The sequence below is a fragment of the Actinomadura sp. J1-007 genome, from assembly GCF_009793335.1.
Classification (GTDB): Bacteria; Actinomycetota; Actinomycetes; order Streptosporangiales; family Streptosporangiaceae; genus Spirillospora; species Spirillospora yumaensis.
In genome coordinates this window covers 4,328,414-4,350,910 of sequence record NZ_WING01000001.1, presented here as the reverse complement: position 1 = coordinate 4,350,910, position 22,497 = coordinate 4,328,414, and the positions used below count along the sequence as shown (strand labels likewise).

General features: G+C 75.0%; 20 protein-coding genes and 1 pseudogene. 7 read left to right on the top strand and 14 right to left on the bottom strand.

The annotated features are described in order from the left end of the window. The first annotated feature begins 60 nt into the window (after window positions 1–60). Window positions 61–396: a bacterioferritin-associated ferredoxin gene (locus tag GEV43_RS19840; RefSeq protein WP_160821964.1), complete on the top strand. Its 336-nt coding sequence runs from the start codon at window positions 61–63 to the stop codon at window positions 394–396. Window positions 397–515: 119 nt separating this feature from the next. After that, window positions 516–1,013 (top strand): bacterioferritin, encoded by a 498-nt coding sequence (gene bfr / locus GEV43_RS19835; protein WP_160824648.1) that lies wholly within the window; start codon window positions 516–518, stop codon window positions 1,011–1,013. Between the two features lie 194 nt (window positions 1,014–1,207). Here the strand turns inward: bfr and GEV43_RS19830 are convergent. After that, window positions 1,208–2,247 (bottom strand): annotated as a pseudogene (locus GEV43_RS19830) (adenylate/guanylate cyclase domain-containing protein). Between the two features lie 128 nt (window positions 2,248–2,375). Next, on the bottom strand, window positions 2,376–3,083 hold the full coding sequence (locus GEV43_RS19825) for a biotin--[acetyl-CoA-carboxylase] ligase (RefSeq protein WP_309239725.1): 708 nt from the start codon (window positions 3,081–3,083) through the stop codon (window positions 2,376–2,378). Window positions 3,084–3,535: 452 nt separating this feature from the next. Between GEV43_RS19825 and GEV43_RS19820 the strand changes: the two genes are divergently transcribed. After that, a complete protein-coding gene (locus GEV43_RS19820; protein ID WP_160821963.1) occupies window positions 3,536–4,330 on the top strand; it encodes an enoyl-CoA hydratase/isomerase family protein in 795 nt (264 codons plus the stop codon). Window positions 4,331–4,333: 3 nt separating this feature from the next. Here the strand turns inward: GEV43_RS19820 and GEV43_RS19815 are convergent, their stop codons facing one another. Next, window positions 4,334–4,792: an N-acetyltransferase gene (locus GEV43_RS19815; protein ID WP_160821962.1), complete on the bottom strand. Its 459-nt coding sequence runs from the start codon at window positions 4,790–4,792 to the stop codon at window positions 4,334–4,336. A gap of 31 nt (window positions 4,793–4,823) precedes the next feature. Then, a complete protein-coding gene (locus GEV43_RS19810) occupies window positions 4,824–7,460 on the bottom strand; it encodes a phosphoenolpyruvate carboxylase (protein WP_160824646.1) in 2,637 nt (878 codons plus the stop codon). A gap of 112 nt (window positions 7,461–7,572) precedes the next feature. Between GEV43_RS19810 and GEV43_RS19805 the strand changes: the two genes are divergently transcribed. The 4 genes from GEV43_RS19805 (at window position 7,573) to GEV43_RS19790 (ending at window position 12,035) form a co-directional block, all read left to right on the top strand. Then, a complete protein-coding gene (locus GEV43_RS19805) occupies window positions 7,573–9,165 on the top strand; it encodes an acyl-CoA carboxylase subunit beta (protein ID WP_160821961.1) in 1,593 nt (530 codons plus the stop codon). 87 nt (window positions 9,166–9,252) lie between these two features. After that, complete coding sequence (locus tag GEV43_RS19800) at window positions 9,253–9,498, top strand: acyl-CoA carboxylase subunit epsilon (protein ID WP_160821960.1); 246 nt, start codon at window positions 9,253–9,255, stop codon at window positions 9,496–9,498. 184 nt (window positions 9,499–9,682) lie between these two features. After that, complete coding sequence (locus GEV43_RS19795) at window positions 9,683–10,738, top strand: NYN domain-containing protein (RefSeq protein ID WP_160821959.1); 1,056 nt, start codon at window positions 9,683–9,685, stop codon at window positions 10,736–10,738. 67 nt (window positions 10,739–10,805) lie between these two features. After that, window positions 10,806–12,035: a hypothetical protein gene (locus tag GEV43_RS19790; protein ID WP_160821958.1), complete on the top strand. Its 1,230-nt coding sequence runs from the start codon at window positions 10,806–10,808 to the stop codon at window positions 12,033–12,035. Window positions 12,036–12,074: 39 nt separating this feature from the next. On the opposite strand, the gene GEV43_RS19785 is transcribed toward GEV43_RS19790, so the two are convergent. The 10 genes from GEV43_RS19785 to GEV43_RS19740 form a co-directional block, all read right to left on the bottom strand. Next, window positions 12,075–14,450, bottom strand: coding sequence for a bacterial transcriptional activator domain-containing protein (locus tag GEV43_RS19785; protein WP_241682965.1), 2,376 nt, complete (start codon window positions 14,448–14,450; stop codon window positions 12,075–12,077). 652 nt (window positions 14,451–15,102) lie between these two features. Then, window positions 15,103–15,669, bottom strand: coding sequence for a pilus assembly protein (locus GEV43_RS47270; protein WP_309239724.1), 567 nt, complete (start codon window positions 15,667–15,669; stop codon window positions 15,103–15,105). Further along, window positions 15,666–16,151, bottom strand: a complete 486-nt coding sequence (locus tag GEV43_RS19775) for a TadE/TadG family type IV pilus assembly protein (RefSeq protein WP_241682964.1) — start codon at window positions 16,149–16,151, stop codon at window positions 15,666–15,668. Before GEV43_RS19775 ends, GEV43_RS47270 begins: the two co-directional genes overlap by 4 nt. Then, window positions 16,151–16,537: a TadE family protein gene (locus tag GEV43_RS19770; protein ID WP_241682963.1), complete on the bottom strand. Its 387-nt coding sequence runs from the start codon at window positions 16,535–16,537 to the stop codon at window positions 16,151–16,153. The genes GEV43_RS19775 and GEV43_RS19770 overlap by 1 nt, the downstream gene beginning before the upstream one ends. A 111-nt stretch (window positions 16,538–16,648) precedes the next feature. Continuing rightward, window positions 16,649–16,870 (bottom strand): hypothetical protein, encoded by a 222-nt coding sequence (locus tag GEV43_RS19765; protein ID WP_160821956.1) that lies wholly within the window; start codon window positions 16,868–16,870, stop codon window positions 16,649–16,651. Between the two features lie 38 nt (window positions 16,871–16,908). Continuing rightward, entirely contained in the window at window positions 16,909–17,826 is a 918-nt protein-coding gene (locus GEV43_RS19760) for a type II secretion system F family protein (protein ID WP_160821955.1), read from the bottom strand. After that, window positions 17,823–18,848 (bottom strand): type II secretion system F family protein, encoded by a 1,026-nt coding sequence (locus GEV43_RS19755; RefSeq protein WP_160821954.1) that lies wholly within the window; start codon window positions 18,846–18,848, stop codon window positions 17,823–17,825. The genes GEV43_RS19760 and GEV43_RS19755 overlap by 4 nt, the downstream gene beginning before the upstream one ends. A gap of 54 nt (window positions 18,849–18,902) precedes the next feature. Next, window positions 18,903–20,204, bottom strand: a complete 1,302-nt coding sequence (locus GEV43_RS19750; protein ID WP_160821953.1) for a CpaF family protein — start codon at window positions 20,202–20,204, stop codon at window positions 18,903–18,905. Further along, the gene (locus GEV43_RS19745) at window positions 20,205–21,233 is read right to left on the bottom strand and encodes a hypothetical protein (RefSeq protein ID WP_241682962.1); all 1,029 of its coding nucleotides are present in this window, start codon (window positions 21,231–21,233) and stop codon (window positions 20,205–20,207) included. Between the two features lie 2 nt (window positions 21,234–21,235). Further along, window positions 21,236–22,213 carry a hypothetical protein gene (locus tag GEV43_RS19740; RefSeq protein ID WP_175250098.1) on the bottom strand — a complete coding sequence of 326 codons (978 nt, stop codon included), beginning with the start codon at window positions 22,211–22,213 and terminating at the stop codon, window positions 21,236–21,238. Window positions 22,214–22,497 lie beyond the last annotated feature (284 nt).

Below are 22,497 nucleotides of genomic sequence, written 5' to 3'. Positions count from 1 at the left end.
GCACGGGGCCCGGAACCGGGGTCGCCGGCCGGCCAGCCGCACGAAAGGTCTCCCACCCGCATGTACGTCTGCATCTGCAACGCGGTCACGGAGGACGACGTTCGCGGCTGCATGGCCCACGGCGGATGCCGTACGGCCAAGGAGGTCAAGGCGGCCTGCGGGATGTCGCCCGGCTGCGGCTCCTGCACCAGGAGGCTCCACGCCATGGTCAGCGAGTACCGCACGGCCAGCGAGCTGGTGGACGCCCTCACCGGCGGCCCGGCCTCCCTGGAGCTGGCGCCCGCCGCTCCGGACCTGGAGGACGTGCCGATGGGCGACGGACTGGAGGACGTTCCGGCCGGAGCCTCGCTGCCGACGGGTGTCGAGAGGGGTGCCGCGCCGCCGACCGCCGCCTGACGAACAGCGCCGAGAGCGCCTCCGCGCACCCGTTCTGAGGCCCCTCCGCAGGGGGGACACGCCCCAGAGCGGGGGTTAGTGCTGTCCACAGGAGGAGCTCCATGGAAGCATGGGGCGATATGGAAGGCGACAAGGACATCATCGCTCTGCTGAACGAGCAGCTCACCGCGGAGCTCACCGCGATCAACCAGTACTTCCTGCACTCCAAGATGCAGGAGAACTGGGGCTTCACGCGCATGGCCCGCCACACCCGCGAGGAGTCCATCGACGAGATGCGGCACGCCGAGAGGCTGACCGACCGCATCCTGTTCCTGGAAGCCCTGCCGAACTACCAGAAGATCGGCACCCTGCGGATCGGCCAGACGATCGTCGAGCAGCTCAAGGCCGACATGCAGATCGAGCTGGAGGCGGTCGCCCGGCTGCGTCCCGGCATCGAGCTCATGCGCTCGCGCGGCGACGTGACCTCGGCGCGGATCTTCGAGGACATCCTCGCCGACGAGGAGGAGCACGTCGACTACCTGGAGACGGAGCTCAGCCTCGTCGAGGCCCTGGGCGAGCAGAACTACCTCCAGCGCCTCACCGACGCCCCCGGCAAGGGCCTCCCGGAGCCCATTTAAGCCTCGGCTGTGTTGATTGAAGCCCCGGCCCAGGCCGCTCGCCTGCGGCTCGCGTCCTGACCGTTGCTTTGCGAGTGCTGCATCGCTTCGCGATCTGTCCGGGGGAGGCTCGCCTTCGGCTTCGCCTCCCCCGGACAGTTAACGCACTCGCCGACGGCTGAGGACCCGGGCCCGGGCCCGGGCCGGGGTTTGGGTCAGATGGACGGATCGTCCGGTTTTGTGGCCGCTCTGCGGAGGACGGACGGCTGGATGATGCCGAGGCCGCGGACGGGGCGTCTGACGATCTTCATGACGTCCAGGTCGGGCTCCTTCTCCAGCGCGGCGGCCAGTTCGGCGTCGATCACCACCGAGCCGGGGCGGGCCAGCGAGGTGAGCCGGGCCGCCAGGTTGACGGTCGTGCCGAACATGTCGCCCATCAGGGCAGCACCGGGCCGTACGCCACGCCGACGCGGACGTCGGGGACCTCCGTCTCGTCCTTGATCGTCTCGGCGATGACCAGCGCGATCTCGCCGCCGACCCGCGGCGACTCGGCGCAGAACAGCACCTCGTCGCCCAGCGTCTTGACCAGCCGGCCGCCGCAGGACGCCACGATGTCCGAGGCGGTCTCCTCGAACCACTCGACGACGCGGGCGAGCTCCAGCTCGTCCAGCTCGCGGCTCATCTGGGTGAACGACACCATGTCCGCGAACCCGACCGTCGTCAGCGTCCGGCCCGACGGCGCCGCCTCGCCGTCGCCGCGCGCGGCGGCCTCGCGGGTCGCGGCGGCGGCGATCGCGCGGGTCCCCGCGGCGGCGAGCTGGCGGCGCCAGGCGTGCACGACGAGCGGCTCGAACTCGCCGATGTAGCGCTCGGCGATGTCGACGATGGCCTCCACCGCCTCGGCGCTCGGCGGGTCCTGCGGGTCCTGGCTGAGCATGCTGCTCAGCAGGTTGACCTGCCACTCGGCGAGCCGGGTCATGGTCTGCCCGAACGCGCGCGCGAGCCGTACCACGCCGTCCTCGTCCAGCACCCCGTCGTCCATCAGCCGCCGGATGCGGCAGAGCGCGGCGACGTCGCCCTCGGTGAAGGCGAGGGCGTCGTCGGGCATCGAGGGGTAGCCGAACGCCCGCCAGAGCCGTCCGGTGAACTCGCGCGGGGTGTCCGACAGCCGCTGGGCGTCGATGCGGGTATAGCGCAGCTCGCCGCCGAGCAGGAGCTCTTCGATCTCTTTCGGATCGGGCAACCCTGCCGCCATCACTCTGCCTCTCGTTGTCGGGAGGTCTCCCCGATCACGATACGGCCCCGGTCTGCCCTGCTTTCACACGATGCGCCCCGAACCCCGTCCGGGACGGCGCGGAGTTCACCGGATGTTCGGCCGGGCGTTCACCTGGCGGTTCCCCGGACGTGCACGACGTCGCCGGCGCTGACGACCCGTTCGCCGGAGCCGGTCGCGACCACCAGCCGCCCCGAGCCGTCGACGTCCTCGGCCGTCCCGGTCAGGGCCTCCTCGTCGGGCAGCTCCACCCGCACCGGACGGCCGAGCGTCGAGCACAGGTCCTTGTAGGCCGTGCGCAGGCCGGACGTCTCCGGGTCGCCCTCCAGCGCCGTCCACTCCCGGTACCAGGTCGCCAGCTCGCGCAGGATCGCGCGCAGCAGCGGCGCCCGGTCGGTCAGCGGGGCGCCCTCGATCGCGAGGGACGTGGCGGTCGGGACGGGCAGCTCCTCCTCCCGCAGGCCCACGTTCAGGCCGATGCCGACGACGACGGCGCCCTCGACCCGTTCGGCGAGGATCCCGGCGAGCTTGCGGTCGCCCACCATCAGGTCGTTCGGCCACTTCAGCCGGGCGTCCACGGCGACGTCGGCCTGCGGCTCCCGGACGCCCGGCGCGAAGAACCGGTCGCCGGTCTCCGACCAGGCGGTCATCCGGCGGACGGCGGTCGCGGCGGCGACCCCGGCCAGCAGCGGCGTCCAGCCGAGGCGGGACGGCGGGACGGCCGGGCGCAGCAGGACCGAGAACATCAGCCCGGAGCGCGGCGGCGCCGTCCAGGTCCGGCCGAGGCGGCCCCGGCCCGTCGTCTGGACCTCGGTCACCAGGACCGTGCCCTCGGGCTCCCCGGCCCGCGCCCGCTCGGCGAGGTCGGCGTTGGTGGACCCGGTCTCCGGAACGACGCTGATCGCGCGCCACAGCCCGTCCCCCGGGCGAGGGCGCGCTGGAGCGCCGCCTCGTGCAGGGGCGGCCGGCCGAGATCGGCGTACGGTGATTCGCTCACCGCACCATCAAACTCCATGCGCCCGTCCCTCGGCCCGAGCGCCCCGCCGAGTGGCGATACAAGGGGCACCAGCCACCGCGCGAGTGCGTTGACTGTCCGGGGGAGGCGAAGCCGAAGGCGAGCCTCCCCCGGACAGATCGCGAAGCGATGCAGCACTCGCAAAGCAACGGTCAGGGAGCGAGCCTTTAGGCGAGCGGACTGGGCCGGGGCTTCAATCAACACAGCCGCCAGGCGAGTGTCCTGGGCCGGGGGTTCTGGAAATAGAGTGCACGCGTGGACGAGACGACTGATGGGGTGACCCTGCGGCGCGGTGAGAGTGTGGGCCACGTCGCCGAGATCGTGCTGGACCGGCCCGAGGCGCTGAACGCGCTGTCGACGGCCATGGCGCGGCGCCTCGGGGCCGTGTGCGCCGAGGTCGCGGCCGACCGGTCGGTACGGGCCGTGGTGCTGTCGGCGGCCGGTGAGAAGGCGTTCTGCGTCGGCGCGGACCTGAAGGAACGCAACGCGATGACGGACGCGGAGATCCTGGAGCAGCGGCCGGTGTTCCGCGCCGCGTTCGGGGGCGTGCTCGGCCTGCCGCAGCCGGTGGTGGCGGCGGTGCACGGCTACGCGCTCGGCGGCGGCTGCGAGTTCGCGCTGTCGTGCGACCTGATCGTGGCGGACGAGACGGCGGTGTTCGGGCTGCCCGAGGTCGGCGTCGGGCTGGTCCCCGGCGGCGGCGGGACCCAGCTCGCGACCCGGCGGCTCGGGCCGGGACGGGCCGCGGACCTGGTGCTGACGGGCCGCCGCCTCGGCATCGACGAGGCGGAGGCGTACGGGCTGGTGGACCGCCGCGTCCCCGCCGGAACGGTGCGCGAGGAGGCCCTCGCCATCGCCGGGGTGATCGCCGGCAACTCCCCGGCCGCCGTCCGCGCGGCCAAGCGCGCCATGCGGCAGGGCGACGGAACGGGCCTCGACGCGGCCCTCGACATCGAGGAGAACGCCTGGCGCACGGTCGTCACCTCCGCCGACCGCCGCGAGGGCATCGCCGCGTTCAACGAGAAGCGCAAGCCCGTCTGGCCGTCCTAGCGGTCACGCGGGCGGCAGTGGTTTGCGCATGTGGACGACGCAGCGGCCGCCGATGTCCTCGCGGCCCGTCTCCGCGTAGCCGAGGCGCCCGTAGAGGGCGATGTTGCCGGTCATCTTCTCGTTGGTGATGAGCCGCAGGGCGGGGAGTCCGGCGGCGCGCGCCTCGTCCTCGGCGAACGCCAGGAGCGCGCGGCCGAGCCCCCGGCCCTGCGCGGCCGGGGCGACGGCGACGTTGTCGACGTACAGCGCGTCCGGCTCCGGTACGAGCACGATCAGCGCGTCCAGCGCGGGGGCGGTCACGTGGACGCGGCCCGCCGCGATCAGCGCCGCGTAGTCGGCGACCATCGGCAGCGGGCGGACGCCGATCACCTCGGCCCACGGGGCGTAGGCGGCCTCGACGACCTCCTCCACGGCGCGCCGGTCGGCGGGGACGGCCGGACGGATCCTCACCTCGGTCTCCATCCGGCCAGTGTCCCCGCCGCGCGGGCCGCTGTCAGCCGGTGTTCTGGAGGCCGGCGGCGACGCCGTTGACCGACAGCAGCAGCAGGTCCTCCAGGTGGCGGCGCTCGGTCTCGTCCGCGACGCCGGCGCGCAGGGCCGACAGGGCGCGGAGCTGGAGGTGCGAGAGCGCGTCCACGTACGGGTTGCGCAGCTCGACGGCGCGGGACAGGACCTTGCGGTTCTCCAGCAGCCGCTCGTGGCCGGTGACGGCGAGGACGAGCGAACGGGTCCGGTCGTACTCGGCGAGGACGGCGTCCGCCAGCTCGGGGCGCCCGCCGAGCGCGAGGTAGCGTTCGGCGATCGCCCGGTCCGACTTGGCGAGGCTCATCTCCGCGTTGTCGAGCAGCGAGGAGAACAGCGGCCACGCCTCGTACGCCTCGCGCAGCTCCCGCAGGTCCTCGCCGCCGCCGGAGACGGCCGCGAGGCCGCTGCCGAGGCCGTACCAGCCGGGCAGGTTGACGCGGGTCTGCGTCCAGGCGAACACCCACGGGATGGCGCGCAGGTCCTCCAGGCCGCGCGCGGCCTTGCGCCGCGACGGCCGGGAGCCGATCCGCAGCTCGGCGATCTCCTCCAGCGGGCTGACGCGGGCGAACCACGCCGCGAAGCCCTCGGTCTCGATCAGCGAGCGGAACGCCTCGCGGGCCGCGTCGCCGATCCTGTCGGCGAGCGGCCGGAACCGGGCCGCGGCCCGGCGGGCCCGGTCCTCGACGGCGTCGGTCGAGGCGAGCAGGACCGCGTTGGTCACCTGCTCGACGTGGCGGCGCGCGATCTGCGGGTGGCCGTACCTGGCGAAGATCACCTCGCCCTGCTCGGTGACCTTGAACCGGCCCGCGACCGAGCCGGGCGCCTGCGCGAGGATCGCGCGGTTGGCGGGGCCGCCGCCGCGGCCGAGCGAGCCGCCGCGGCCGTGGAACAGCGTCAGCCGGATGTCGTGGCCCGCCGCCCACGCCGCCAGGGCCTCCTGCGTGTCGTACAGCACGAGGGTGGCGCTCGCGGGGCCGAGCTGCTTGGCCGAGTCGGAGTAGCCGAGCATCACCTCCAGGCGCCGCCCGGTGTCGTCCAGCCGCCGCCGGACGGCCGGGATCTCCAGCATCCCCGCGAGCACGCTCGGCGCGCGCTCCAGGTCCTCGCCGGTCTCGAACAGCGGGACGACGTCCAGCACGGGCGCGTCGTCGCCGAGCGAGGCGGCCAGCTCGTGCACGTTGGCGATGTCCCGCGCCGAGCGGGTGAACGACACGACGTAGCGGTGGCAGGCCCGCACGCCGAAGCGCCGCTGGATCCAGCCGACGACGCGGAGCGTGTCGAGGATCTCCTCGGTCATCTCGTCGCGCTCGCCGCCCGAGCGGAGCTGCTCCAGGGCCTTCTCGTGCAGCTCGGAGTGCTGCCGGATCTCCAGCTCGGCCAGGTGGAACCCGAACGTCTCGACCTGCCAGACCAGGTGCTGGATCCGCCCGTACGCCTGCCGGACCGCGCCCGCCGCGGCCAGCGACTCCTGGACGGTCCGCAGGTCGGCGAGCAGCTCGTCCGGCCCGGAGTAGCCGAGGTCGGCGTCGCGCTCGCGGGTCGCGGCGATCCGCTGGGCGGTGAACAGCAGGAACTGCCGGTGCGGCTCGCCCGGCGACCGCTTGGCGATGTCCTTGACCGGGCCCGGCTGCCCGGTGCGGGCGGCGGCGAGCGCGTTGCGCAGCGCGTCCGACGCCGGGGTGGTGCTCTCGTGGACGGTCAGCTCGCGGGCGATCCGCGCGCAGACGGCCTCCAGGGCGCGCAGCGCGTGGTCCGCCTGGATCATGATCGCGTCCCGGGTGACCTGCGCGGTGACGAACGGGTTGCCGTCCCGGTCGCCGCCGATCCAGCTCCCGAACCGCAGGTACGACGGCGCCAGCGGCGGCCGGGTGCCCGTCCCCTCCGGGTCGAGCGCCCGGTCCAGCGAGCGGTAGATCTCCGGCACCACCCGGAAGATCGTCTCGTCGAACGCGGCCATCGCGGTCCGGACCTCGTCCAGCGGGTCCATCTGCGTGTTGCGGCGCAGCGCCGTCCGCCACAGCAGGTCGATCTCCTCGCGCAGCCGCCGCTCGGCCTCCTCGCGCTCGCTCTCGCCGGGGCCGGCGTTCAGCGTGCCGAGCAGGTCGCTGATCCGCTGGATCGCGGTGACGACGGCGCGGCGCCGCGCTTCGGTCGGGTGCGCGGTGAACACCGGCCGGAACTCCAGGCCCGCGACGGCCTCGTCGAGCCGTCCGCCCCCGGCGGCCCGGATCTCCTCCACCGCCGCCGCGACGGAGCTGGTGGCGGGCTCGGCCCGCGGGATCGGCTCGCCGGAGCCGCCGGCCGCCTCCGGGTCGCGCGGCGTGTCGCGCTCGCGCAGCGTCCGGATGCGGTGGTGCTCCTCGGCGAGGTTGGTCAGGTGGAAGTAGACCGTGAACGCCCGCGCGACCTCCCCGGCCCGTTCCAGGGACCAGGAGTCGACGAGCGCCGCCACCTCCTCGATGCCGGCCTCGCCGCGCCGAGCGGCGATCACGGCGTGCCGCAGCCGCTCCACGTCGTCCAGCAGGCCGCGCCCGCCGTACTCCACGAGCCCGTCGCCGAGCATGGCGCCCAGCAGGCGCACATCGCGCCGCAGCGGTTCGGGCATATCCTGCCGCAGGGTGTCGCGCGTCTTCGTAGCCACATGCCAAGCGTAGTGATCAGGCGAATCGCCGCCCCGGCCGCATGCCCCCCATCAGTGGCCGGTTACCCTGGCCCGCATGGCGACGGAAGCTCCAGAACCCGCGGTGGACATCGACATCCACACGACCGCGGGCAAGATCGCGGACCTGGAACGGCGGCGGTACGAGGCGGTGCACGCGGGCTCGGCCGCGGCCGTCGACAAGCAGCACGCCAAGGGCAAGCTGACCGCCCGCGAGCGGGTCGACGCACTGCTCGACCCCGGGTCGTTCGTGGAGTTCGACGAGTTCGCGCGGCACCGCTCGACGATGTTCGGGCTGGAGGCCAAGCGCCCCTACAGCGACGGCGTGGTGATCGGCCACGGCACGGTCGACGGCCGCCAGGTCTGCGTGTTCTCGCAGGACGTGATGGCGTTCGGCGGGTCGCTCGGCGAGGTCTACGGCGAGAAGATCGTCAAGATGCTGGACCTGGCGCTGAAGGTCGGCTGCCCGATCATCGGGATCAACGAGGGCGGCGGCGCGCGGATCCAGGAGGGCGTGGTCGCCCTCGGCCTCTACGCCGAGATCTTCAAGCGGAACGTGCACGCCTCCGGCGTCGTCCCGCAGATCTCGCTGATCATGGGCGCGGCGGCCGGCGGGCACGTCTACTCCCCCGCGCTGACCGACTTCGTCGTCATGGTCGACCAGACCTCCCACATGTTCATCACCGGGCCGGACGTCATCAAGACGGTCACCGGCGAGGAGGTGACCATGGAGGAGCTCGGCGGCGCGCACGCGCACAACACCCGCTCGGGCGTCGCGCACTACCAGGCGTCCGGCGAGGAGGACGCGTTCGAGTACGTCAAGGCGCTGCTGTCGTACCTGCCGTCCAACAACATGGGCGACGCCCCGGTGCAGGACGCGCCCGCCGACACCGGCGAGCCCGTCCCCGAGCTCGACACGGTCATCCCGGACTCGCCCAACCAGCCGTACGACATGCACACCGTGATCGAGCACGTGCTGGACGACGGGGAGTTCCTGGAGGTCCACCAGCTCTACGCGCAGAACATCGTCGTCGGGTTCGGCCGCGTCGACGGGCACGCGGTCGGCGTCGTCGCCAACCAGCCGATGCAGTTCGCCGGGACGCTCGACATCCACGCCTCCGAGAAGGCCGCCCGCTTCATCCGCACCTGCGACGCGTTCAACGTGCCGGTGCTGACGTTCGTCGACGTGCCCGGCTTCCTGCCCGGCACCGACCAGGAGTGGAACGGGATCATCCGGCACGGCGCGAAGCTGCTGTACGCCTACGCCGAGGCCACCGTCCCGCTCGTCACGGTGATCACCCGCAAGGCGTACGGCGGCGCGTACGACGTGATGGGCTCCAAGCACCTCGGCGCCGACGTCAACCTGGCGTGGCCGACCGCGCAGATCGCGGTGATGGGCGCGCAGGGCGCGGTCAACATCCTGTACCGGCGCGAGCTGGCCGCCGCGCAGGACCCCGACGCCCGCCGCGCCGAGCTGATCACCGAGTACGAGGACACCCTCGCCAACCCCTACATCGCCGCCGAGCGCGGCTACGTGGACGCGGTGATCAAGCCGTCCGAGACGCGCGCGCGGGTCGTGCGGGCGCTGCGGTCGCTGCGCGAGAAGCGCGTGTCGCTGCCGCCGAAGAAGCACGGCAACATCCCGCTGTAGCGGCGGGGCGCGGCCCGGGGCCGCCGGACGGCCCGTTGAAGACCTTGTTCGGAAGACCCTGTTCGGAAGACGTTGTGAGGAGGCACCGTGGCGGACGACAAGCCGTTCCTGCAAGTCGTGCGCGGCGACCCGACGCCGGAGGAGGTCGCGGCGCTCGTCGCGGTGCTCACCGCGCGCGCCCGGGCCGCCGCCGCGGCGCGGGACGGGCGGGACGAGGGGACGCCGGGGCCCTCCCGGTGGGCGGACCGTTCCAGGCAGCTTCGCGGCCCGATCGCGCGGGGGATCCACCCGCGCGGGCGCGACGCGTGGAGGGCGAGCGCCCTGCCCCGCTAGCGCCCTCCGCGGCCGCCTCCGGCGCGTTCCTCAAGCGCCCCTCCAGCCGGCCGCCAACACCGTCGGACACCCTCCGAGCAGCACCGGAGCGGTGTCCGGCGCGTTCCCCGGGGAACGCTTCCAGGGACATGTAACCGTGGTTTCGCGCCCTGCGACGGCCTCCGCACGAATAAGGTGAAAGGCCATGGCCACCTCGGAGTTCGTCCCACAGCCCGCGCGCTACGCGATTTTCGTCGACGCGGGGTACCTCTACGCGGCCTCCGGTGCGCTGCTCCTCGGTTGCAGTTCCCGGCGGGAGTACCGGGTCGCCGCGGAGAAACTGATCAAGGCGCTGACCAGCCATGCCGACGACCAGTTGCTCGGCGAGCTGCTGCGCGTCTACTGGTTCGACGCGGCCCCGAAGCGGCAGCCGACGGTGGACCAGCGCGTGATCGCCAACCTGCCGCTGGTCAAGCTGCGGCTGGGCAATCTGAACGCCCAGGGCCAGCAGAAGGGCGTGGACGCCCAGCTCCGCGCCGACCTTGAGGCCCTCGCCCGGCACCGCGCGATCACCGACGCGGTGCTGCTGGCGGGCGATGAGGACATGCTGCCCGCCGTGGAGGCCGCGCAGCGGTACGGCGTCCGGGTGCACCTGCTGGGCGTGGAGCCGACGCACGGCTCCAACCAGGCCGAATGGCTCGTGTGGGAGTCCGACACGGTCGAGGTGCTGCCCGCCGACTTCCTGCGCCCCTACTTCACCAAGGCCAAGGTGCTGCCCGTCCCGGCGCCCGGCACGGCCGCCGCCGCCCGCGACGCCGCCGCGCGCCAGGCGAGCCCGGTGCCGTCGCCGTCGCAGGTGTTCGCCGGACGGGCCCCGGCGGTCAAGCCGTCGCCCGCCGTGCGCACGCCGGTCCCGGCCGCCGCCGGGCACGCCGCGACCCCGGCCACGGTCGCGGCCTCGATGAACTCCACGTCGGCCGCGGCGTCCGACGGCAAGCTCGGCCCCGACCGCAACAACATGCTGGAGATCGGCGAGCACGTCGCCCAGAAGTGGATCTTCGAGCGGGGCCGGGACAACATCCGCGACCTGCTGCCCGGCCCGATCCTGCCGCCCGTCATCGACAAGGAGCTGCTGATCGAGGCGGAGAAGGAGCTCGGCAGCTCGCTGCGCCCCTACCAGGAGGCCCGCACCTGGCTGCGGGACGGCTTCTGGGAGCGCGTCTACCGCGAGTTCGGCATCGGCATCGGCAAGTCCGTCTGACCGCTTTCCCAACACAATCCGCGTTTAGTCCGACACGGGCCGTGTCGCGCCGGTACAGTCCCTCGCCGTGACACCTCACAGGCGGCGGTCCCGGACGCGGCGGCCGGGCGCGGCGGTGCTCGCGGCCGTCGCGCTGCCGCTGTCCGGCTGCGGGACGATCCCGTTCTACCGTCCCGGCGAGGGCTCGCGGGACGCCCCGGTCGTGGGGCTCGGCGCGCCCGCCCCGTACCTCCGCGGCCGCGGCGCGGCGCCCGTCCCGGCGCGTCCCGGCGCCCCGTCGCCCTACCGGGACCGGCGGCCGTCCGGCGAGGCGGGCGCGCCCGCCGTCTACGCCGGGGCCGGGCCGGGGATGCTGGCGCCCGCTGCCCGCGCGCTCCCGCCGAGGCTGTACGTGCCCGGCGCGCGAGGCGGCGTGGGCGTCGCCGACCCGCGCGCCGGACGCGCCGCCGGACGCGCCGCCGGGCGCATCGGCCTGGACGCCTCGCGGGTCGTCGCCTCCCCCGACCCGCGCCGCCTGTGGACGGTCGGCGACCGCGCGCTCGTGCCGTTCGCCGCGCGTACGGGCCGTCCCGGCGCGCCCGTGCCGGTCACCGCGCCGACGGGCCTGCTGTTCACGCCGGACGGCCGGGACGCGCTCGTCACGGCGGCCCGCCCCGACCGGATCGAGGTCCGCGACCCGCGCACGATGCGCCGGCGCGCGTCGTTCCGCCTGCCCTGCGCCGCCGCGCACGCCGACTTCTCGTTCGGCGGGACGGCGCTGCTCGCGAGCTGCCCGGACGCCGGGCGGCTGGTCCGCGTCGACCCGTACCGCCGCGCGGTCACCGGCACGCTGCGGCTGCCCGCCGGGTCCCGCCCCGGCGACCTGCGGCTCTCCCCCGACGCCGCCGCGTTCTACGTCGCGGACGCGGCGCGGGGCGGCGTGTGGCTGGTCGGCGCGCGCCGCCTCGCGCGGCTCGGCTTCGTCCGCACCGGCGCGGGCGCGCGAGGCCTCGCGGTGGGCCGCGACGCCCGCCGCCTCTTCGTCGCCGGGGCCGGGACGGTGTCCGCCGTGGCGTTCGACACCCGCCGCGTCGTGGCCAGGTGGCACGTTCCAGGAGGCGGGACGCCCCTCGTCGGCGGCGTCTCGGCGGACGGCGCGGCGCTGTGGCTGGCCGACCGGGCCGGCGGCCTGGTGTACGCGGTCTCGACCCGTACCGGCCGCGTGCTCAGCACGATCCGGGTCGCGGGCCGTCCGGCCGGACTCTGCCTGCACCCCCAGCCGGGCCGCGCCCTCGGCGGCACCGGCCTGTACCGCTGACCCCGGCACGGGCCCCCGGCGGGCCCCCGGCGGCGCGGGTCAGCGGTGGGCGGGGGCGCGGCGGCGGTCGGGGAGGAGCTCGTCGATGAGGGCCTCGGTCTCCGGCTGGAGCTGGTCGATCATCGGGTCGCGAACGACGCGGGCGCGCAGCTCGTCCACCGCGATCCGCACCTGCTCCGGGTCGCCGGCGGCGTGCGTGGCGCGCAGCAGGTCGCGCCAGAGGCCCTCGTCGTCGGGCGCGAGGCGCAGGCCCGCGCGCCCGGCGCCGATCGCGCCGCGCACGTCGCCCTCGTCCAGGCGCAGCACGACCAGGCGGTGCGCGACGTCCACGACGCGGGCCGCCGCCTCGTACTCCAGGTCGCTGGACGCGAGCCAGCCGTACCGGCCCCGGGGCCGTCCCGCGAGGAGCGGGCCCCGCACCAGGTCCAGGGCGTACGACATGTAGGCCGTCTCGGACGCGGGCTCGGCCGCCGACCGCCACACCAGCCACCGGAACACCGCCCAGTCGACCCGCACCTCCGAGCCGAGCCTGATCCGGCCGCGCTCGTCGTAGTAGAGGTTGGGCCTGCCGCGCGCGTCGCGGCCGAGCCAGTCCGACACCCGCGCCACGCACGCGTCGCGGACGCCCGCCGACACCCCGCGCGGCCACACCGCGCCGCCGAGCACGGTCGGGTGGACGCCGTTAGGGTGCGCGGCGAGGTAGACCAGCAGCTCGGTGCACAGCTCGCGGCGGCTCTCGTCCATCGGGCCCGGCGCGTCGACCTCGACCGGGCCGAGCATCCGGATGTCGACCGACGACTGCTGCGCGATGGGCGGCTCGGCGCCCGACGGCTCGGGCAGCGGCACCTGGTCGAGCCGTCCCGCCGTGCGGAACAGCTCGAACAGGCCCCGGTAGTGCTCCTCGGGGACGAGCTGCGCGTCGACCTCGAAGCCGAGCACGCCCGCCCTGAGCCGCGCCGCGGCGTCGATCTCCCACGTCCACGTCGCGCCCTGCACCTCGCCGGGGACGAGGTAGCCCGCGGCCATCCGGGTGCCGGTGCGGGCGAGCGCGACGAGCCGGGCGGCGTCCCGCTCGTCCGGCCGGTCGGCCATGATCAGGTAGTGCGGCATCCACGCCTCGCCGAACACGCCCCGGCAGCGGCCGGTCAGCACCGAGTCGACGCCGGACGCGGCGAGCGCCTGCCGCACCTCCTCGCTGCGTCCCTCCAGCTCGGGCAGCGCGTCGGCGAGGGTCGGCACGGACCTGACCCGGTCCGGCGCGATCTCCGCCAGGCCCTCGCCGAGCTCGGCGCCGAACCCGACCAGCGTGATCCGCATGTGGTCGGACCAGCGGTTGGTGGCCAGCTCCAGCGCCAGCGCGGCCAGCACCGCGCGGCGCTCCTCCTCGGGGCCCTGGAGCGCGATCAGGCCGTGCGCCGCCTCCAGGTCGACCAGGATCCGCCCGTTGGCGTTGGTGCCGATCGACACCAGGCCCGGGTACGGGGCGAGCACGTCGGCGAGCTCGGCCTCCTCCAGCGGGGCGTCGGCGCGCAGCCGCCACACCTGCCCGTCGTCGAACGCCTGCCAGGGCGCGGGCGGGTTGCGGTCGGCGGGCGCGATCCACAGGTCGAGGCTGCCGTGCCCGAGATGCACGCCGTACACGGTCGGCAGGGCCCGGCCGCCCGCCGCCATCGACTTCGACAGGTGCCGCAGGCCGAGGTCGAGCAGCCGCGCCGCCGCGTCGTCGGCGCCGATCCGCAGCGCCCGCTCGGTCGTCGCGGCCCGCCCCTCGGGCCGTACGATCATGTGGCCGAACGCGCGGTGCCACATCTGGGCGCGGCGGCGGCGCCCGAGCGCGCCGAGCAGCCCGGCCGCGAGCAGCGACGCCGCGGCGAGCCCCTGCGGCCACTCCAGGTCGAACGACACCGGCGCCTTGTCGCTCTGCCCCGGGACCGTCGCGCCGCCGGTGCCGGCGCCGCCGCCCAGCTCCTCGTGCGGACGGGGCGCGGGCGCGTGCCGCGGCGGGCTCTGGTGCTGCGGGGCCTGCCGCTGGTGCTGCGGCGCCTGCGGCTTCGGCGCCTGCTGCGGCGGCGCGTCCTGGCCCTGGTGGGACGGCGTCTCGGGGGCGGGACGTTCCGGGGCGGGCTTCTCGGGCTTGGCGGGCGGGCGTTCGGCGTCCTTGCCGGGGACCGCGTGCCCGTAGCGGTAGTACTCGTCCAGCTCGCCGACGGGGACGACCCGCGCGCCCTTCGCGTCGGCGGGCATCTCCAGGATCCAGCCGGGGCGGATCAGGCTGGCGATGCTGAGCCGCGTGCCGTCCGGCTGCACCCGCCCCTTGTTGAGCTCGTAGATCTCCTTGTAGCGGCGGCCCTCGCCGAGGCACTTGTCGGCGATCTCCCACAGGCTCTCGTGGTGGCGGCCCTCGGGCGGCTGCACGCGGTAGATCTTCGTCGTGCGCGCCTTCTCGACCGGGTCCGCGGTGAGGTCCTCGGCGATCCGTTCGGCGGCGGCGTGCGGCTGCTCCTGCCCCTGCGGGATCCGCTGGAACTCCTGCGACTGCGTCTGGACGGGGCGCTGCGACAGCCCCCGCCGGAGAACGCGGGCATGATCACGGAGGTGGCGGTGAACAGCAGCAGCGCCGCGACGACGAGCCGGTGCGCGAGCGACTGCGTGCCGCCCGCGAGCGGGACGCGCGCGGGCACGCCGACGCCGCGGATGCCCGCGTACACCTCGACGGCCACGCACAGCGCGAGCTGGATCCACGCGAGCCAGACCAGCGCGACCAGGACGCCGATCAGCGCGCCGGGGCCGAGCTGGTGAGTGAGGTCGCCGAGCGAGGGCGTCCGCTCGGGCAGCGGCGAGCCGAAGAACGTCAGCAGCGCCCACGGCACCCCGCCGAGCAGCGCGCCGAGCGCGGCGACGGCGCCGAGCCCGGCCAGCACGTCGCCCGCGCTCCGGTGCGCCTTGACCTTCACGGGCGTACGCCCCTGCCGTGTCACCATCGCGTCCCTATGCGGTCGCCGTTCCCTGCTTGCGCGGACGTGGTCGCTGCCATCGTAGACGCGCCCTGCTCACGGTGCCCGGCCGCTCACGGCCCCGCTCCGGGCGCGGCTCCGGGCGCGGCCCCGCCGGGGGCGTCGTCGCCGGTGACCGGGTGGGCGGACGCCGTGGACTTCATCGTGAACGCGCCGAGGCCCGGCACGATGCCGAGGAGCTGCGGCTCGACCCTGATCTGCACGGTCACCCGCACCTCCTGGCCGTCCGCGTCGCACTGCGCGGCGGCGACCTTGTCGTGGTACGCGTCGAGGAGGTCGCAGGCAGCGGCCCGCGCGCGGCCGGGGACGAGCACGGGCTTGCCGGTGGCGCGCAGCGCGTCGGCGTCGATCTCGTTCGCCCCGGCGCGGGCGGCCTGCTCGGCCATGTCGGCGGCGCGCTGCCGCGCGTGGATCGCGAGCCCGCCGTCCACCAGCAGCCCGGCCAGCACGAACACCGCGGGCGTGAACAGCACCACGTACATGGCGACGGACCCGCGATCGCGTTCGCCGCGTTGGCCGCGTTGGCCGCGCTGGCCGCGTTGGCCGCGCTGGCCGCGTTCGGTGCGCTCGGTGCGCTCGGTGCGCTCGGTGCGCTCGACGAAGGGCCGGCGGATGTTCACGGTCCCTCCGGCGGTGCGTTGACGGTGTCGGTGCCGCGGTAGGTGTAGGCGTCGATCGGCGCGACGGCCTCGCCGGCCAGCCGCTTGGAGCCGGGCAGCCCGATGAACGCCAGGTCGGAGAGGTCCACGTCGCAGGTGATCGTCACACGGACCCGGCCGCCGGGCCCCCAGGCGCCGGTGTCGGTGTTCACCACCGGGCCACCCGAGCACCAGTCGTGGCCTTTGAGCCCGGCGGCGGCGGTCTCGCGCGCCATCGCGTCCGCGCCGCCCGCGCTGCGCGCCACCGACGCGGCCCGCACCGCGTCGCGCGCCGCGCCGTCCACCTGGCTCTGCGCGTCCACCATCCGCCCGGCCCCGGCGAGGAACAGCAGGAACGCGATGAACACGGGCGTGACCAGCACCATCTCCAGCGACATCGACCCGCGCTCGCCCTCGGGTCCGCCATCGCGCGGGCGCCGGCGCCCGTCCCACCGGAGCCTCATCAGCCCGCCCCCTGGCAGGCGGTGCCCTCGTCGACGTCCGGGCGGAAGCACTCGATCGGCCCCCGCGACCGCTGCCGGACGTGGAACGTCATGAACGGGATGACCCGGACCGCCTCGCCGCTGACGGTCACCCACCGCTCGTCGTCGGCCTCGCCCGTGCCGACCTCCAGGCCGCTCAGCAGGTTCGGGCCGATCGCGCGGACGTCGCCGGTCGCCTTCGCGACGGCCTGGTCCTGCCAGCCCGCGCCGACGGGCTGGGTCCGCGCGACGCGGGCGCCCGCCTGCGCCGCGGCGAGCGCGACCTGCCGCGCGTGGTAGACCATCGCGAACTGCACCACGAACAGCAGCACGAGGATGATCAGCGGGGTGAGCAGCGCCCACTCCATCGAGGACACCCCGGCGTCGGGCCCGCGCTCCGGCCCGTCCGGGTCCGCCCCGGGCGCGGGCGCGTGCCTCCGGGACGTCCCACGGCGCGCGCCGGGAAGTCCCATCGCCGGTCAGCCCGTCTTGATGCTGTCGGCCTTGTCCTGGATCTTCTTCTGGATGACCGCGCCGATCGTGATGGCGATCAGCGCGAGGATCGCGGTGATGATCGCCCACTCGATCGCCGACGCGCCGACGTCGCGCTCCTCGCGCGTGCGCAGCCGGTGCCAGCGGTCGGCGAGGACGGCCCGCAGGTAGACCAGGGCCGGGTCGTTCATCGGGTTGAGGGGGCTCATGGTGACTGACTCCTTCGGGGGCGTGCGTGGACGGCGGGTCACGAGGCCAGCACCCGCATCAGGGCCGGGTAGGCGAGGAAGACGAGGAATCCGGCGCAGAGGAACAGCTGCGCGACGAGCATCGACTGGGACCGTTCGCCCGCCTTGCCCTCCAGCTCCGACAGCTCGCGGCTGCGCATGGACGCGGCGCGCGCGCCGAGCGACTTGCGGATCTGCGCGCCGTCGTCGGCGACGAGCGCGAGCGCGCCCGCCAGGTCGCGCAGCTCGGCGACGTCGAGCTCGTCGCCGAGGCGGCCGAGCGCCTGCCAGGGGGTCTGGCCGGTGATGCGGGCGTTGGCGAGGGCGTCGCGGATGCGGTGCATCGCCCAGCCCTCGCCCACGTTGGACGCGGTCATCAGCGCCTCGGGGACGCCGCGCCCGCCCGCGAGGTTCATCGAGACCAGGTCGAGGAACGCGCCGACGACGTGCCGGAAGTCCTGGCGGCGCGCGGCGGCCTCCTGCCGGAGCTGCATGTCGGGGAAGAAGAAGAACAGCGCCGCGAACAGCAGGCAGATCCACGCCGGGATCTGCACCGACGTGCCGAGCCCGAGCAGCGCGAAGTAGCCGACGATCAGCGGGATGAACAGCAGCGCCCCGGCGGGCAGCAGGAACTTGGTGGCGAGGAACGCGTCGAGCGAGCGCTCGGTGATGGCGAGGTCGTGCCGGATCGAGCGCAGCTGCCAGCCGCGCGACTCGCAGAACCGCACCAGCTCCCGCCCGACCTTGGCGCGGATCCCGCCGACCCGGTCGAGCGTCGGCGACATCCGTCCGGCCTGCGCGTCCTCCTGGTCGCGGCGCCGCGCGGCGTCGAACGCGGCGAGCCGCGCCGACAGCCCAGGGCGCGGCGGGAACAGCGCCCGGACGAGCACGTACAGCCCGATCCCGACGACGGCGCCCGCCACCAGCGCGCCGGTCACGACCCACCGCCCCCGCCCGCGTCCATCGTGTGCCGACCGCGCAGCGCCTGGCCGCCCGTGCCGCCCGGCAGCGGCTGCCCGCCCGTCGCGGTGAGGCCGCCGGGCGTCCCGCCGCCCTTCTGCCAGCCCGCGACCGTGCTCGGGACCTGGCCGGGGACGCCGGGCTGGGTCTGGCGCGGCTCGCTGAGGAAGCGGCCCGGCAGCTCGTACTTCGACAGCCGGCGCAGCCACAGGAACGCCGCGCCGTACAGGGCGATCACGACGCAGAGGACGAGCTGGCCGAGGAAGTCGTCGTACGGCTCGACGTAGGCGTGGTTGAAGACCGCGAGGGCGAGCGCCGTGCCGACCGACACGGCGACGACGATGCGGACGCTGCGGCGGGTGGAGCGGCGGTCGGCCTCGACGCGGCGGCGCATGTCGAGCTCGGCGCGGGCGGAGGTGGCGAGCGCGCCGAGCATGTCGCGCAGGCCGGGGCCGCGCAGCTTGGCGTTCAGGATGAGCGCGGCGATGACCAGGTCGGCGGACGCGTCGTCCAGGTCGTCGGCGAACCGGCGCAGCGCCTCCGGCATCGGCACCCGCGTATGCAGCCGGTCGACCAGGTTGCGCAGCGGCTGCTGGAGGGCGGGCGCGGCGACGCGCTGGGACGCCGGGATCGCCTGTTCGAGGCCGACCGCCCCGGCGATCGTGTCGCGCAGCGACTCGGTCCACGCGGCGAGCGCCTCCAGCCGCGCCATGCCCTTGCGCTCCTCGGCGGCGCCGCCCGCCAGGCCGTTCCAGCCGAGGACGAGCGCGGCGGTGCCGGCGGCGGCGGTCGGCCAGCGGGTGACGACCAGCACCGCCACCCCGACGATCACCGCGAGGGCGGTCCGGGTGGTGAGCGTCTTGACGATCTCCTCGCGGCTGCGCCCGCGCGGCGGCCCGCTCCGTACGGGAAGGCCGCGCAGCGCGAGGAACAGCAGCAGGACGCCGCCGCCGACCGCGGCTCCGGCGGCGACGGCGGCCATGACGTCGGGCTCATACATGCCGCGCCCCGTCCCGCGCGCGGCGGAGGGGGCGGGACGGCGCCGTGCGGGCGGTCACCAGGTGCCTCCGACCGAGGTGTCGTAGCCGTGCTCGGCGAGCTCGTCGCCGCAGGACACGGGGGCGGCGGGGACGAGGGAGCCGTCCGGCGCCAGCGCGAACACCTCCGACGACAGCACCCGGTTGTCGACGCCGGTCACCTCGCGGACGCTCGCGACGTAGCGGCGCAGCCGCCCGCCGCTGGCGTAGTCGTTGCGCTTCTCGATGAACACCACGAAGTCGATCGCGCCCGCGATGAGCATGTGGGTCGCCTCGACGGGGAGCCGCTCCTCCGACTGGATCGCGTACGTCGCGATGCGGTTGAACACCTCCATCGAGGAGTTGGCGTGGATGGTGGACAGCGACCCGTCGTTGCCCTGCGTCATCGCGTTCAGCATCGTGACGATCTCGTCGCCGAGGACCTCGCCGACGATCACGCGGGACGGGTTCATGCGCAGCGACCGGCGGACCAGCTCGGCCATCGAGATCGCGCCCTGGCCCTCGGAGTTGGGGAGCCGCTGCTCGAACGCCACGCAGTTGGGGTGCAGCTCGGGGAACGCGTCGAGGCCGAGCTCCAGGGCCCGTTCGACGGTGATGAGGCGCTCCTCGGGCGCGATCTCGTTGGCGACGGCGCGCAGCAGCGTGGTCTTCCCGGCGTTGGTCGCGCCCGCGATCATGATGTTCTTGCGGGCCCGGACGGCGGCGCGGAAGAACAGCCCGACCTCGGGGCTGAGCGTGCCGTTGCCGACCAGGTCGGACAGGAACACCTTGCCGAGGCGGGCGCGGCGGATCGACAGCGCGGGCCGCACCGTCACGTCCATCACCGCCGACAGCCGCGACCCGTCGGGCAGCCGCAGGTCGAGCTGCGGGTTGGCGGTGTCGAACGGGCGGGACGACAGCCCGCTGTAGGCCGCGAGGATCTGGATCAGCTCGACCAGCTCCTCGTCGGACTCGGCGACGGGCTCGCCCATCACCTCCCGGCCGTCGGCGTAGCCGATGAACACCCGGTCGCAGCCGTTGATGTCGATGTTCTCGACCTCGGGGTCCTCCAGCAGCGGCTGGAGCCGTCCGACGCCGAACAGCGCGGCGTGCACGCCCGCGGCGAGGGCCTCTTCCTCCTCGGCGTTCGGGGGGCGGCGCCCGGCGGTGATCTCGCCGCGCGCGAACTCCTCCAGCACCTGCCCGATCAGCGCGCGGGCGAACTGCCGCTCGTCCTCGCCGGACATCGGCGGCAGGCCGCTCGCGGCGTCGAGCCGCCGCTGCTGGGCGAGCCGGTCGCCGACGTCCTGGCGGAGCCGCTTGACGAGACCGTGATCCACCTAGCCCCTCCCCTCCAAGGACACGTGCGGCGCGGGCGACGCCATCGGCCCGGTCGTACGCCGCGCGTCGGACGACGGCGGCTGCGGCGGCGGTTCGGCGGCGCGCGCCTCGCCGCCCGGCGCGTACCGGCCCGGCGGCTCCTCGGTGGCGCGCTGCCCGGCGTACTGCGCGGCGTCGAGCGCTGCCCCCGCGTCGCGGGCGACGTCCAGGCGCCGGACGAGCTCGCCCGCCACCTCCCGCGCCGAACGGACCAGGAGGGAGCGATCCAGGCGCCCGCCCCAACGGCCCGACAGCAGCTCGGCGCCCTTCGGGTCGAGGGCGAGCCCGCCGAGGACGGTCACCGACGGCGGGGGCGGCCCCTGCGGGAGCGCGCCCTCCGGCGGGCGCGGGCGCTGCCGGGAGCCGGACACGATCCGGTCGACCTCGGCGATCGAGGCGCGGAAGTCGCGCGGGTCGGCGAGCACGATGACGCCGATCGGCGGGCCGCCGCGCAGCTCGTCCGACAGGGCCGCGACGCGTTCGCGCAGGTGCGCGACCTGTTCGAGGGTGGCCCTGGTGAGCAGCACGACCAGGTCGGCCTCGCGCAGCAGCCCGGTCAGCGGCGTGCCCGCGCCGAGCCGTCCGCAGTCGGCGATCACGTCGACCTGGCCGAGGCCCGCGAACGCCCGGCCGAGCGGCCCCCACAGCCAGGTCATGCCCTGCGCCTGCTCGGCGCTGGTGATCCCGACCAGTACGTCGAGGCCGCCGACGAGCCGCTGGCAGTGCTCGGCGACCTGGTCGGGGCGCAGGCCGCGGCGGGCGGTCGCGGCGAGGCTGAGCAGGCCGCGCGAGGGGTTCAGCATTTCCGACGTCCCACTGCCGCCCTTGGCGTCGCCGGCGGGCGCGGCGGGCAGCCGGTAGACCAGGTCGCCGCCCGCCTGGTCGCATTCGGCGACGAGGACGGGCCGGGGCCACACGGCGCCGAGCGCGACGGCGGCGGTGGTGACGCCCGGGGCGCCCTTGTCGGCCGCGAGCGCGATGAGTGCCACGGTCAGTTCCCGCCTGTGTCCGGGGGACGGCGCGCCCCGGCGCCGTGCCCGGCGCCGGTGCCCTGCCCGGTGTTGGCGCCGCCCGCGCCCTGGCCGCCCGTTCCCTGGCCTGTGCCTGTGCCTGTGCCCTGGCCGGTGCCTGCGGTCTGGCCGCCGTTCGGGCTCTGGTCGCCGGGGCCCGGCGTGCCGCCGGGGGTCTCGCCGCCGCCGGGCGCGGGCGTCTGCTTGCCCTGCTTGTCGGGGGGCGGCGACTGCGCGCCGCCGCTCACCCTCGTGCCGTCCGGGATGAGCGCGACCGCGACCGCGCCCGCCGACGCGGCCTGGGTGAGCAGCGCCGCCTCGCCGGGCGGTACGGCGACGTCCACGGTGGTCTGGTCGCCGCGCAGCCGGTCGCCGCCGCCCCGGCCGACGCCGATGACGATGGCCTCCTGCGACAGGACGGTGCCCGCGCGGGGCCCGCCGCCCGTGCCGCCGCCGACGGCGTAGAGGGTGACGCGCTTGCCGCTCTCCAGCCCGCCGCCGGGGAGCTGGCCGGGCTTCAGCGCGAGGCCGACGACGACGCGTCCCTTGGCCGCCTCGTCGGAACGGCTCACCATCGCGTTGGTCAGCAGCGCGCCCTTCACGAGCGGGACGGCTGCGAAGTAGCGGACCACGTTCTGCCGTTCGGACCAGTTGATGTACTCGATGCCGGTGTCGCCGACCTGCACCTCCTGGAGCGCGGCGGGGCTGATGCGCTGCCCGGCCGCGACCGGCTGCGCGATCCGGATCGCCGACACCCGCTGCCCGCTCGCCATGACCAGGTACGCGCTGGCGAGCGCGCCGCCGAGGACGAGCAGCACGGCGAGGGCGGCGAGCGCGGGCTTGCGCTCGCGCGGCGCGACGGGCAGCCGCTGGCCGCCGGACGTGCCGAGTCCCGTCCGGCCAAGGCCGGCGGCTCCGCCCTGAGGGGTGCTCGCGACGGTCGACTGGTCGGACTTCATGACGGACCACGCGCTCCTTCCCGCCCCTGCGAGAGCCCCGCCCCACGGATCTCCGCATCATCGAGCGATCCATGCTTGCGGTGCGGGCGAGGCCGCGTCAATGGATTCGGAGAGGTGAAGCCGTCCCGTGACTCGGCGTGTCCCGATGACCAGCGAATTCGCCGGTCACTTGGCCGCTTACCACCAGTCACAGCGGTCACTGACAGCACAGCGAGGTTCCGGGGCGAGCCGGACCCCCGCCCGGCGGCGGACATCTCATTAAGCTGGCGCGGACGGCGCGCGAT

Excerpts from the sequence above, each read along its gene's own strand:
- GEV43_RS19775 (WP_241682964.1), bottom strand. The coding sequence starts at position 16,151 with ATGAGGCTCCGGTGGGACGGGCGCCGGCGCCCGCGCGATGGCGGACCC.
- GEV43_RS19765 (WP_160821956.1), bottom strand. The coding sequence starts at position 16,870 with ATGAGCCCCCTCAACCCGATGAACGACCCGGCCCTGGTCTACCTGCGG.
- GEV43_RS19795 (WP_160821959.1), top strand. The coding sequence starts at position 9,683 with ATGGCCACCTCGGAGTTCGTCCCACAGCCCGCGCGCTACGCGATTTTC.
- GEV43_RS19805 (WP_160821961.1), top strand. The coding sequence starts at position 7,573 with ATGGCGACGGAAGCTCCAGAACCCGCGGTGGACATCGACATCCACACG.
- bfr (WP_160824648.1), top strand. The coding sequence starts at position 516 with ATGGAAGGCGACAAGGACATCATCGCTCTGCTGAACGAGCAGCTCACC.
- GEV43_RS19770 (WP_241682963.1), bottom strand. The coding sequence starts at position 16,537 with ATGGAGTGGGCGCTGCTCACCCCGCTGATCATCCTCGTGCTGCTGTTC.
- GEV43_RS19740 (WP_175250098.1), bottom strand. The coding sequence starts at position 22,213 with ATGAAGTCCGACCAGTCGACCGTCGCGAGCACCCCTCAGGGCGGAGCC.
- GEV43_RS19840 (WP_160821964.1), top strand. The coding sequence starts at position 61 with ATGTACGTCTGCATCTGCAACGCGGTCACGGAGGACGACGTTCGCGGC.
- GEV43_RS19815 (WP_160821962.1), bottom strand. The coding sequence starts at position 4,792 with ATGGAGACCGAGGTGAGGATCCGTCCGGCCGTCCCCGCCGACCGGCGC.
- GEV43_RS19755 (WP_160821954.1), bottom strand. The coding sequence starts at position 18,848 with ATGTATGAGCCCGACGTCATGGCCGCCGTCGCCGCCGGAGCCGCGGTC.
- GEV43_RS19810 (WP_160824646.1), bottom strand. The coding sequence starts at position 7,460 with ATGCCCGAACCGCTGCGGCGCGATGTGCGCCTGCTGGGCGCCATGCTC.